6 protein-coding genes are annotated in these 13,099 nt (G+C 41.3%); 5 read left to right on the top strand and 1 reads right to left on the bottom strand.

Going from position 1 to position 13,099, the window contains the following annotated elements; all coding sequences use genetic code 11:
- Nucleotides 1-171: 171 nt before the first annotated feature.
- Nucleotides 172-1,749 (bottom strand): F0F1 ATP synthase subunit alpha, encoded by a 1,578-nt coding sequence (gene atpA, locus ACQ334_RS09105; protein ID WP_430987883.1) that lies wholly within the window; start codon nt 1,747-1,749, stop codon nt 172-174.
- A 736-nt stretch (nt 1,750-2,485) separates the two neighbouring features.
- Here atpA and ACQ334_RS09100 point away from each other — a divergent pair.
- The 5 genes from ACQ334_RS09100 to ACQ334_RS09080 all read left to right on the top strand — a co-directional run bounded on the left by ACQ334_RS09100 (nt 2,486) and on the right by ACQ334_RS09080 (nt 12,977).
- The gene (locus ACQ334_RS09100; RefSeq protein WP_430987882.1) at nt 2,486-9,472 is read left to right on the top strand and encodes a M36 family metallopeptidase; all 6,987 of its coding nucleotides are present in this window, start codon (nt 2,486-2,488) and stop codon (nt 9,470-9,472) included.
- A 137-nt stretch (nt 9,473-9,609) separates the two neighbouring features.
- Complete coding sequence (locus tag ACQ334_RS09095) at nt 9,610-10,305, top strand: zinc metallopeptidase (RefSeq protein ID WP_430987881.1); 696 nt, start codon at nt 9,610-9,612, stop codon at nt 10,303-10,305.
- Nucleotides 10,306-10,373: 68 nt separating this feature from the next.
- On the top strand, nt 10,374-11,069 hold the full coding sequence (locus ACQ334_RS09090) for a ClpP family protease (protein ID WP_430987880.1): 696 nt from the start codon (nt 10,374-10,376) through the stop codon (nt 11,067-11,069).
- Nucleotides 11,070-11,149: 80 nt separating this feature from the next.
- The gene (locus ACQ334_RS09085; RefSeq protein WP_430987879.1) at nt 11,150-11,773 is read left to right on the top strand and encodes a ClpP family protease; all 624 of its coding nucleotides are present in this window, start codon (nt 11,150-11,152) and stop codon (nt 11,771-11,773) included.
- A gap of 115 nt (nt 11,774-11,888) precedes the next feature.
- Nucleotides 11,889-12,977 carry a hypothetical protein gene (locus ACQ334_RS09080; RefSeq protein WP_430987878.1) on the top strand — a complete coding sequence of 363 codons (1,089 nt, stop codon included), beginning with the start codon at nt 11,889-11,891 and terminating at the stop codon, nt 12,975-12,977.
- Nucleotides 12,978-13,099 lie beyond the last annotated feature (122 nt).

The following is a 13,099-nucleotide window of genomic DNA, read 5'->3' as shown; positions in this document are numbered from 1 at the left end:
TAAGTAAAAGTGAAGACACTCAGATAGAACGCAACATTGGTTCTGAATAAAGTAATAAAGTTTTTTGGCCGTAAAACCGCAACTGCCACCTGTAATGGGATGTTGGCAGCGTAACAAAAAAAAGGTTCAGAATTTTACTTCTGAACCTTTTGTTATAAGAGATCTATCTTGTTATTTGTATTGCGCTGATAAACCATTGGCCAGTTCAGCCACTTTCTTCAGTCCATCTTCAGGTAAATTACCTTTTTTAAAGTCGGCTAAAATTTCAGGGTATTTGTTTTCCATTTCCATTAAGAAATGTTCTTCAAAAGCCTTTACATTTTTTACAGCAACATTTTTCAATAATCCCTGTGTACCTAAATAAATGATTGCTACTTGTTTTTCTACACTGTAAGGGCTGTACTGTGCTTGTTTTAATACTTCCACATTTCTTGCACCTTTATCAATTACGTTCTTTGTAGCAGCATCAAGGTCACCACCAAATTTAGAGAAGGCTTCCAGCTCACGGTAAAGAGCCTGGTCCAGTTTAAGTGTACCAGCCACTTTTTTCATCGATTTGATCTGTGCATTACCACCCACACGGCTAACCGAGATACCTACGTTGATAGCCGGACGGATACCTGCGTTGAACAGGTTACCTTCCAGGAATATCTGTCCGTCGGTAATTGAAATTACGTTAGTAGGAATATATGCAGAAACGTCACCAGCCTGTGTTTCAATAATAGGTAAGGCAGTTAAAGAACCTCCGCCTTTTACCAGGTGTTTGATTGATGCAGGAAGGTCATTCATCTGCTGTGCGATATCATCTTTAGCAATAACTTTTGCAGCTCTTTCTAATAAACGGCTATGCAGGTAGAATACATCACCAGGATAAGCTTCACGTCCCGGTGGCCTTCTTAATAATAAAGACACCTCACGGTAAGCCACAGCCTGTTTAGAAAGATCATCATAGATGATCAGGGCTGGCCTGCCGGTATCACGGAAAAATTCCCCGATGGCAGCACCCGCAAATGGAGCGTAGAACTGTAACGGAGCAGGGTCAGAAGCAGAAGCTGCAACAATAGTAGTATAAGCCATAGCCCCGTTTTCTTCCAAAGTCTTCATAATACCGGCAATGGTAGAAGCTTTTTGTCCGATAGCTACATATATACAGTAAACAGGCTTACCTGCTGCGTAAAATTCTTTTTGATTGATGATGGTATCCACTGCAATAGCAGTTTTACCGGTCTGACGGTCACCGATGATTAACTCACGTTGTCCACGGCCAATAGGGATCATCGCATCAATAGCTTTGATACCGGTTTGTAAAGGTTCTTTCACCGGTTCACGGAAAATTACCCCCGGAGCCTTACGTTCCAGCGGCATTTCATACAATTCACCTTTAATAGGGCCTTTACCATCTATAGGTTCACCCAATGTATTAATAACACGGCCGCTCATACCTTCTCCTACTTTAATAGAAGCGATCTGGCCGGTACGTTTTACTTTATCACCTTCTTTAATTTCGCTGCTGTCACCCATCAATACCACACCCACATTATCTTCCTCAAGGTTAAGCGCAATTGCTTTTACGCCATTGTCAAATTCTACCAGCTCACCACTGCGTACATTGTTAAGGCCGTACACACGGGCAATACCATCACCCACCTGTAATACGGTTCCTACTTCTTCCAGGCTTGCAGAAGCATTGAAGTTGCTTAACTGCTGGCGAAGAATCGCCGAAATTTCATCCGGTTTAATTTCTACCATAAAATATCAATTAATGATTTATTATAAGAGCTTATTTTTTCAGGCTGCAAAGGTATGGTGTGATAGCGGGAATGTCAAAAAAAATGCTGTAATAAAAAATGCCCGGATCAAATACGGGTTTTCATTAAAAGCGGAAAAAAACAGGAATAACAGGTAAGCCAATATAATTCGGGTATAATACTATTAACCTGTACAGGTATTCAGGAGCAAGGCACAGGCCTGGCAAGGCCGGGGCAACGCCATGGTTACTCCGTAGCAAAGTCGTGGTTACTCCGTAGCAACGCCGTGGTGAAGCCGGTAGAACTTGCTGTTGCAGGCAATCCTGTTCTATAAAAAGTATAATGATACACTGCCGGCAACTGGTAACATGATCAATCATTGTAACCGGTGTTATGTAAGTTAAACAAAACCCCGGTATAAATAATATTAACCTGCAAAAATCAATGCCGGCATATCACAAAGACGCCGGAAATCCGCTTGATTTTTTTAATACGCAGTAGCAGTAAGGTTTTGCGCCGGCAGGATGAAATGTTTCTTTTCAAACAGCAAAAAATTATTGGTTCAATATACAAAATGATGTAATTTTCCATTTCTATTTTTGTTTGATAACATTTGTTTAACGCAAATTTTAAGTAGAATCCTGCCTTTTTCCCGGCAAAAACTAAAACTGTTTCAACCTGAAGATTTTAAACTATTAACTAAAACGATCACTAATTTCAAACTAACACAAACATTTATGAGAAAAATTTTCCTCTTTCTTATTCCGTTGCTGTTTAGTGTATTTTTTTCAAATGCACAATTAAACACTGCAGATGACAATGTTGCATTGCAATTGGTTAGCGCAAACAAAGCCTCGCTTGGTTTGTCCGATGCCGATCTTAGCAATGTAAAGGTGTCAAACACCTACCAGGATAATGCCTCCGGCATCAGAATGGTATACCTGCAGCAAACGTACAAAGGCATCCCGGTATACAACCAGATGCTGGTTTTAGCGTTTAAAAACAACAAGCTTATTTCCAATGCCGGTACTTTTAACCACAGCATGGAGAAATTTGCCAACGTTGCATCAGGCATTCCCGCAGTTTCTGCAGAAGGAGCTGTGCAGTCTGCTTTGTCAGACAGGAAATTAGTGCCAACCCAAATGGCAGTTCCATTGGGCAGAAAAGATAACGGTAACAAAATAGAGTTTAGTAATATGGGAATATCCCGTGAAAATATTACTGCTCAGTTATTGTGGGCACCGGTAGAGGAAACAAGAAATAATATCACCGCATTAAAAAAGATGAAGCTGGCCTGGCAGGTATATATTATACCTAAAACCACTTCAGATTACTGGTTAGTAAAAGTTGATGCAAGTGACAATAGTATTATTGGCATGGATAACCTTACCGTATATGATAACTGGGGTCGTCCGGAATTGCCACAGGAAACAGGGATCAACTATCCTGAGTTTACTAAAGATGTAACAAGGAATATATCAGGTAATAATGCTTTTGATTTTAAAAAGATCAATTCTTTAACAGAAGAATCTCCAAACAGCCCTACTATTGTTAACTCGGCCACATACAGGGTTATTCCTTTCCCTGCCGAAAGTCCGATACATCCAGGTGGTACACCGGCAACAAGAACAGATCCATGGACTGCTGCTCCGGGTAATCCAACCACTTTAAAATGGCATACTGGTGCTGCTTCTACTAACTACACCTATACCCGTGGTAATAACGTTTGGGCTTACCAGGATCAGGCTAACGCTAATACCGGTTCAGTAGCAACTTCAGCAAGCTCTACTACTACACCAGATCCTCTTACTTTTGATTTTGTACCCAACTTTACCGTTGCTCCTACACAGACAACACCGGTACAAAACCAGCAATTTAATATTACTAACCTGTTCTATTGGAATAACATTATTCATGATGTTATGTATATATATGGTTTTAACGAGGCTAGTGCTAACTTCCAGGATGATAACCAGGGAAGGGGTGGTGTTGGTAATGACCACGTAAATGCAGAAGCACAGGATGGTAGTGGTACCAACAACGCAAACTTCAGTACCCCTGCAGATGGTGGTAGCGGAAGAATGCAAATGTACCTGTGGACACTTTCCAGTCCGCAAAGAGATGGTGACGTTGATAATGGTATCATCACTCACGAACATGGCCATGGTATCAGTAACCGTTTTACCGGTGGTGGTATCGCTACTTGTTTGGGTAATGCTGAACAAATGGGTGAAGGATGGAGTGATTACTACTGTTTAATGTTTACACAGGACTGGTCAACTGCAACCCTTAACACCGGTTTCAACTCACCAAGAGGTATCGGTACTTATGCATTAAACCAGCCAATTACCGGCTTAGGTATACGTTCTCAAAAATATTGTACTGATTTTACAGTTAATAATAAAGTATACGCTGCTTCAATTCCTGCTGCTCCGCACGACAGGGGTGAAATATGGTGTGCTACTCTTTGGGATATGACATGGAATATCATTAACCAGAATGGTAGTATTAATGCCAACTTATACGATCTTGCCGGCGGCGGTGGTAATAATATAGCATTGAAACTGGTAACTGAAGGTTTAAGGTTACAGCAATGTAGCCCTGGATTTATCAGTGGCAGAAATGCAATATTACAGGCAGACCAGAACCTTTATGGTGGTCAGTATAACTGCGCCATCTGGGAAGCATTCAGAAGAAGAGGTATGGGAGCATTTGCTTCTGAGGGATCTACTAATAGCGTAACTGATCAGATTCCTGATTTTACTCCTCCGATTACTTTAGCAGCTACTCAAAATGGTACTGTTTCAGTTTCTGAAGGTCAGAATATCATTTATGCAAATAAAATAACTACCTGTTCTCCTATAGCCAATTATACAGCTACCGATACATTACCAACTAACGTTACTTATGTAAGTGGTGGTACTTATAATGCAGCAAACAGGGTGGTTAGCTTTAACGTTAGTCAGGCAGCTGGTACAACCAGTTATCCATTTACAGTTACAGCAAATGTGGGTAGTTATTTCCCTCCTGTAACATTATTGAATGAAACTGTTGCCGGTGCAACAATTCCTTCAACATGGACTACAACGGCAACACCAGGTAACGTTTGGTCTGTAGTTTCTACACAAAGCAGCAGTGCTCCAAATTCATTCTTTGTTGAAAACCTGGTAACTGCAGCTGATCAGAAATTAGAAACCACTTCAGCTATCGCTTTACCGGCTAACTCTTATCCAAGATTAACTTTTAAACATAGATATAACACAGAAGCCGGATGGGATGGCGGTGTAGTGGAAATAAGCACAAACGGCGGTGCTACATGGACTGATTTAGGTCCTAACATGACCAGTGGCGGTTATAATGGCGGCCTGGGTGCAGGTGTTGGTAACAACTTATCTGGCAGAGCTGCATTTACAGGCGCTAGTGTTGGCGCTGGTTTACCGGTTACAACTGTTATCGGCCTGGCCGCATATGCAGGTCAATCAGTAAAAATCAGGTTCAGGTTTGCATCTGATGATAATACTGCAGGTACAGGATCTCCTACAGGATGGTGGGTAGATGATATCGTTTTAGACGCTGTTGCAGCAGTTAACATGCGCACCAGCTTATTTAATGCATCAAATGTAAGGGTTTCATTTAAAGATACCGTTACATTGATCACTCCGCTTATTTTATGTTCTCCAAATATTAATTCACAACCAGTAAGTACTACGGTTTGTGCTAATTCAACTGCAAGCTTTAGTTGTGTTGCAACAGCTACAGGCGGTGTTACCTACCAATGGCAGGTAAGCACTAACGGTGGTGGTACATGGACAGATGTTCCTGGTGCTACAGCAAGTACTTATTCATTTACAGCTTTGCTGGCACAAAATGGTAACCTTTTCCGTTGCGTAGTTACAGGTTCTTGTAACCCTACGGCCACAAGTTTGTCTGCAACATTAAGTGTTGCCGCCGCATCTGTTGGTGGATCAGTTAGTCCTTCAAGCACTTCTGTTTGCGGAACTACTAACTCCGGTACAATAACTTTATCTGGTCACACAGGTGCTGTTATCCGTTGGGAATCTGCAACAGTATTGGCAGGTCCTTATACTGCAATAGCAAATACCACAACTACATTAACATTTACCAACCTTACTCAAACTACTTACTTCAGGGCAGTAGTTCAGGTACCTGGTTGTGTAGCAGTTAATTCAACAGTTGCCACAGTAACATTTAATGCATCGCTTCCATTGTCAATTGCCGCTGACCCGGGTACAACAATTTGTGCAGGCGATCCGGTAAGGTTAACAGCAAGTGAGCCAGGTGGCCCTGCAGTACCTTATACAATCACCACAACATTTGCCAACAACAATGCTTTTGGTATGGTTATTTTTAACTTTAAAAATAACAATCCATTCCCTGTTACTATTACAGGAATTGAAAGTATTGCCTCAGCCAGTGGTGCAAGTACAGCTACGCTTTACTACAAAACAACTCCAATTTCGGGTGCTCCAGGTGCAATATCTGCTGCTAACGGATGGAATGTGGCTGCAACAGGAGCCTACACTGCGGTAGCAAATACTACCACAACAACTCCACAGGTTTTCTTAACCGGTGCTACCTTAGTTATACCGGCAGGTGCAACCTATGGTCTTGGCGTAGAATCTAAAACTGCTGCCAATGTGGGTAATTTAAGATACAGTACAGTTGCTGCAGGTGTATATACTATATCTGCTGGTGGCTGCGACTTAATTACAGGTACCAATATTGGTTATGCAGGCGATATTTCACCGGCTGTATTGGGTAATACACCAAGAGGTTTTATCGGAAACGTTAACTTCACAGGTGTTTCAGTAGCTCCTATTACAACAGGTACATTCCTTTGGACTCCGGCAGCGGGCCTGAACTCTACAACAACTAACCCTGTTGCAGCTTCACCAGCCGCTACTACTACTTATACTGTGTTCCATGATAATGGTGCAGGATGTGTAAGACAAGCATCGATCACAATTAATGTTAACCAACTTCCAAAAGTTACCGCACAACCGGTTAATACTACAGTTTGTTCTGGTTTACCGGTAACATTTACAGTTGGTGCAACCGGCGCAGGTATTGCCTACCAATGGCAGGAAAGTACCAACGGCGGTGTTACATACACCAATTTAGTTAATGCAGCACCTTATTCCGGTGTTACAACAACTACATTAACTATCAGCCCCACAACCGGTGCAATGAACAATAACCGTTACCGTTGTGTAATTAGTGGAACTTGTCCTCCTAATGCCAACTCTAATGGTGCCATTTTAACTGTTGTAGCATTACCTGTGGTAACAGTTACACCAGCTTCAACTTGTGGTGGTGTGGCAGGTACTAACGGTACATTGTTAACAGCAAGTGGCGCAACCACGTACACATGGGCTCCTATAGCCGGCTTATATACAGATGCTACAGCCGTAACAGCTTATACCGGTACATCAACACCAATAGTTTATGCGGCTCCAACTGCATTTACTGCTTATACTGTATCTGGTACTAACGCAACTACCGGTTGTGTTGGAACTGCAGTGGCCCTGGTAAATTATACTCCACCAGCTCCTACAGTTACTCCCGCTTCTGTACTGATGTGCTTAGGCGATCCGGCTGTAAAACTGAAAAGTTCTTCTTCTCAATCATTTACAGGTACATTTACTTCAGGTACAGTTAATATTGTTATTCCTGACGGTCCGGCAATTCCGCCAGTACCAACAACATACCCGGCTACTACTTCAACTATTACAGTTGCAGGTATTCCGGCAGGTGCTACCATTGCCAACATCAGGGCTAAATTCAACATTACGCATGCTTATGTTGGTGATCTGGTGATGGTGTTAAAAGCTCCTAATGGCAGAATATTCAACCTGGATGCAATGCTTAATAAAACTAATAACCCGGGTGCTAATTTCACTAACACCGTTATCAGTTCTGCCGGCACTACTTTATTAAGTGCAGGTGCTGCTCCGTTTACTGCTACATTTAAACCAGATGCAGTGGGTGCAACTTTTGCCGCATTTGGCTTCACCTTCCCTGGTGGTCCTGTTGGCTTTATACCAGATGTTGCTACATTCAGTGGCTTATATTCTGTACCTAACGGTACCTGGACGCTTGCTGTATATGATGCAGGTGCTCCGGATGCAGGGGTATTAAATAACTGGTCTCTGGATATTGACTATATCGTTGGTGTACCTGCTACACCTGCCGTATGGACTCCGGCTGCAGGATTATTCTCTGATGCTTCTGCATCTACTCCTTATGTTGCTGGTACAGCTGTTGATTCAGTTTGGACAAAACCAACACCATCCGGCGTTTATACTTACCAGGCTACTGTAAAGAGTTTGCCTCCGGTTCCAAGTGTGCCTACAATGACCAACACGGCCACTACATTCTTTACTACACTTACATTTAATGTAAGAAACAATAACAATTATGCTGTTACATTAACTGATATTTCCAGTATGTGTAATGTTACAGGTGCCACCAACGTAGCTGCTTACTATAAAACAACAGCAGTGAATGGTTTGCCTGGCGCAATTACTACTGCTAATGGATGGAATCAGTTTGGTACGGGTACTATTACTTCAATAGGCTTCCCTAACGTTCAGCCATTCTTATCAGGTCTTACTTTAGTGATACCAGCCAATACTACCTACGGTATATTGGTGAGTGCAGCACTTCCTTCAGGAACAGGTAACCTGGTATTCAGTAATACCGGCACCCAACTTATCGGGTCTGCAGGTGGTTGCGATATTATTACCGGGTCTAACATTGGTTATACCGGTCCGGCAGTTCCGGGTGCTCCAACATTTAACCCTTACTACTTCATTGGTAGTATAAGTGTTGTACCAAATGTTACTGCTTGTACATCTCCATCAAGAACAGTGGTTGTTACGGTTAACCAACCTGTGGCGTTCACAACTCAACCTGTTGATGCAGCAGTTTGTACCGACAAAGTGGCCAGCTTTACAGCAGTTGCTACAGGCTCTTCAATTACACATAACTGGAGAGTAAGTACCGACAATGGTAATACATGGACCGATGTTGCTAACGGTGGTGTTTATGCAGGTGCTAAAACCACTACATTAACTATCACAGCTCCGCCGGTTTCTATGAGCGGATACCTGTACAAAGATTCAGTTAGCACAACACCATGTGCGCCGCTGTCATCTGTAAGGGCAAGATTAATAGTTAACCCATTACCAACAGTGGTACTATCAGCTTCTCCTTATAAGAAACTGTTCCCTGGTTTAACCACAACATTATTCTCTACAGTTACGCCGGCAGCAGCTACGTACACCTGGTTGAGGAATGGTGTTCAGGTACCGGGCGCATCAGCTAGTTCTTACCTGGTTACAGTTGACGCATTGGGTGACTATACTTTAAGAGTTACCGATATCAACGGATGTACCAATTTATCAAACCAGGTATCAATTACCGACTCTGCAAGTGGAAGGGTATTCATCTATCCTACACCAAACGGAGGATTGTTCCAGGTGAGGTACTACAGCATTATCAATAACACCAATTTACCACGTGGCATCAATGTTTACGATGCAAGAGGTAAAAGGGTTCTTACACAGTCTTATTCTATCTCTGCTCCTTATGCAAGGATGGATGTTGATTTGAGGAATCATGGTACTGGTGTTTATTGGATTGAAGTAGTAGATGTGGTAGGAAACCGTTTAGCAATGGGCAGAACGGAAGTTTTAAGATAGTCAACACATCTTAGTTAATAATTTTAAGTCCTCCCCAACTTTGTTGGGGGGGACTTTTTTTTATTCCGTTTTTGCAATTTTGGCAGTTATTTAAATGGGAATACTTTTTGACTAGCTAAAAGATAAAATCTATAAAAATGACACTGGGAATAATATTTATTTCTGTTGTATTTATGGTAATTGGTATGGCGGTTCAGTACAAGCTTAAAAGTAAATTTGCTGAATATGCAAAAGTACCTACCAGCACAGGAATGAGTGGAAAAGAGATTGCAGAAAAAATGCTTAAGCAAAATGGGATATATGATGTACAGGTGGTTTCTGTGGATGGTTTTTTATCAGATCACTATAACCCACTTAATAAAACGGTTAACCTTAGCCCCGACGTATTTGAAGGTAGAAACGTAGCCGCCGCATCGGTAGCAGCACATGAATGTGGCCATGCAGTGCAGCATGCAACAGCTTATTCTATGCTTATGTTGAGGAGCAGGCTGGTACCTGCAGTGCAGATCAGCAGTACTTTGTCGCAGTGGGTAATAATTGCAGGGCTTGGAATGTTTGGTTTTGGAGGTGGTAATACTACTGTTTTATTAATTGGCATTATCCTGTTTGCAGTAAGTACTTTGTTTTCACTGATTACATTACCTGTGGAATTTGATGCCTCTGCCAGGGCACTCAAATGGCTTGAAGCCTCCAACATTACCACAGCAGGCGAACATGATAAAGCTAAAGACGCATTGAAGTGGGCAGCACTCACCTATGTGGTTGCAGCCTTAGCTTCTATTGCCATGCTGGTGCAGTATATATTAATTTATCAGTCACGAAGCAGGGATTAAAAAGGGAGTTTGTATATAATCACTAATAACTATCAACTATATTTGTAACAACAATTAATCTAAAGCATATGAATTTTGGAAAAGAGTTTGAAAAATTTGCTGTAAAGCATAAAGGAATAAGCAGTAATGCATTGGATGGCTATATCAAACATAATGTAACCAACCTTACTCCTAATATTATTGAAGAGCGCCCGATGAACGTGGCTGTAATGGATGTATACAGCAGGTTGATGATGGATAGGATAATTTTCCTGGGATACCCTATTAGTGACGAAGTGGCAAACATTGTAACGGCACAGCTGCTTTTTTTGGAAAGCACTGACAGAACACGTGATATACAGATGTACATCAACAGCCCCGGCGGTAGTGTATATGCAGGCCTTGGTATGTATGATACCATGCAGTTTATTACGCCGGATATAGCTACAATATGCACAGGTATGGCGGCCAGTATGGGACAAGTATTGTTATGCGCAGGAGCAAAAGGAAAACGTACTGCACTTAAGCATAGCCGTATTATGATGCATCAGCCTAGTGCCGGCGCAGGCGGGCAGGCAACAGATATTGAAATTACTGTAAACGAAGTAAAAAAAATTAAACAGGAATTGTACGAAATAACTGCCTTCCATACCGGTCAGCCGGTTGAAAAAGTTGCGCTGGACAGTAACAGGGATTACTGGATGACGAGTGCCGAGGCCAAAGAGTACGGTATGGTAGATGAAGTACTGGTAATGAATCCAAGAAAGCAGAAAAAGGATAAATAATGCTGCGTACAATGTTGTAAGTACAGAACCAGGGTTTTATTAACTAACCTCTAAACACTAAACATCTAAACTTATTAAAAATGAATTTATACAACAGAACAATAAGAAACGAAGACGAAGAAGAAACACCAAAAGAATTGCCGGAAAACCCGATGGAGAAAATGATGAGTGGCTGGCAGTTTGATAAAAAATTTATTGAACAACGTAAGATATTTTTATGGGGTGTGGTAGATGATAAAAGTGCTAAAGATATTACTGCAAGATTGCTCTATCTTGAAGCTATTGATCCGGGAAAAGAGATCACCTTTTATATCAACAGCCCGGGCGGCATGGTGGTAAGCGGAATGGTAATTTATGATACCATGCAAATGATCAGCTCGCCGGTAAGTACCGTATGTATGGGTATGGCGGCAAGCATGGGTAGTATATTACTGAGTGGGGGCACAAAAGGACGTCGTTTTATTTTTCCTCATGGAGAAGTAATGATACACCAGCCGAGCGGCGGTGGACAGGGTACTAGTGCAGACCTGGAAATTATGGCAGAGCAGATTAGAAAGACCAAGCTGATGGGAGCCGAAATATTAGCAAAGAATTGCGGACAAACAGTTGAAAAAGTAATGAAAGACTTTGACAGGGATTACTGGATGGATGCCAAAGAATCTATTGCTTATGGCATTGTAGATGGCGTTATGGATAAATTATAATAACCTGGTAATATTTTCAGCACAACTGCTCCATAATTTATGGAGCAGTTTGCGTTTAGGTAAATGAATAAGTGGTAAAGCGCAAACAGTAAACTCTAAATTGTATTTTTACATTATGCAGTTCAACGAAATTATAAATGCAAAACTGAGCCAGGTAACTGATCGTCCTTTAATGAAGAAGGATATTTTTCCTGTAAGTGAAGGTTTGCAGGGCTACCTGCGCAATTATGGCAGAGATATTAAATTGCCGATTGTTTATAAAGATCTGTTGAACTATCGTTACGCCACTTCACTAAAAGATAAAAACGGAAAATTCACTCATTGGGAAAATGCAGTGTATGATCTGAAGGAAATGGAGTTTTTAAAAGAAGGATTGATAAAAACTTATGCCATTCTTAAAACAGAAGGCAACCTGAGCTTTATTAAACACCTGGATGTGGAACGTATTGACTTTTGTGAATTTGGTAACAGCGTACCATTCAGGATAAGGATTAAAAATAAAGTAAATGATAACTACGATCATTATTATGTAAAAGCTGCAGATGCATCCCGTATCTATGGTTTGGAACTGGAGCATTTGCTTTCTCCCAACCGCATTACTTTCCTGCATCATAAAAATACTTTGGTAGAAGAACATATACCCGGCATACCCGGAGATATTTTTTTGCAGGATTATATGCACTTACCTGAAACTAATAAGATACGCATTGCAAAAGAATTTGTAAAGTTCAACGAACGCTGCTTTGCAAGATTACTGGGAGACATGCGTAGCTATAATTTTGTGGTAGATATTACTCCCGATATTGAAGATTATCAATATCGCCTTAGGGCTATTGATTTTGACCAGCAGTGTTACGAAGGTAAGAAGAACCTTTACCTGCCGCAGTTTTACAAAGAGAATTTTGAATATGTGGAACTGGTATTAAAAAGCCTTAGCCCAGATGTGATTGAGCAATACCAAACCGAGGAAAGAACCACCATGGCATACCGGGTAATTGCCGGCCGTAAGCAGTTAATGGAATTGCTGAATATTATGATAAAGGACGAGTTATCAGAAAATTATAAAGTAAAAATTTTAAGAGATGAATTGAATGAGCATTTTCAGAATAACTATTTCTCCAAATGCAAAACCATGGGATCTATAGTGAAAAGGCAATTAAAGCAAATGCTGCAAAAGCACCTGAAACAAGTGCAGGGATTTTAAAGTGCAGTATTTTTTTGCTTTCTGAGTTAATATTGAATTCAATTTGCTGATCCCTAACCAAAAGCAGCTGTACCATCCTTGTTAATCTGTGTAACCTGCCTGCCGGTAGGCAGGTCCGTGGC

This window comes from Ferruginibacter sp. SUN106 (genome assembly GCF_050611765.1).
Classification (GTDB): domain Bacteria; phylum Bacteroidota; class Bacteroidia; order Chitinophagales; family Chitinophagaceae; genus Ferruginibacter.
This window is presented reverse-complemented; position numbering and strand designations above follow the sequence as displayed.

Coding starts and splice junctions, on each gene's coding strand:
- ACQ334_RS09100 (WP_430987882.1), top strand. CDS start 2,486: ATGAGAAAAATTTTCCTCTTTCTTATTCCGTTGCTGTTTAGTGTATTT.
- ACQ334_RS09090 (WP_430987880.1), top strand. CDS start 10,374: ATGAATTTTGGAAAAGAGTTTGAAAAATTTGCTGTAAAGCATAAAGGA.
- ACQ334_RS09085 (WP_430987879.1), top strand. CDS start 11,150: ATGAATTTATACAACAGAACAATAAGAAACGAAGACGAAGAAGAAACA.
- ACQ334_RS09080 (WP_430987878.1), top strand. CDS start 11,889: ATGCAGTTCAACGAAATTATAAATGCAAAACTGAGCCAGGTAACTGAT.
- atpA (WP_430987883.1), bottom strand. CDS start 1,749: ATGGTAGAAATTAAACCGGATGAAATTTCGGCGATTCTTCGCCAGCAG.
- ACQ334_RS09095 (WP_430987881.1), top strand. CDS start 9,610: ATGACACTGGGAATAATATTTATTTCTGTTGTATTTATGGTAATTGGT.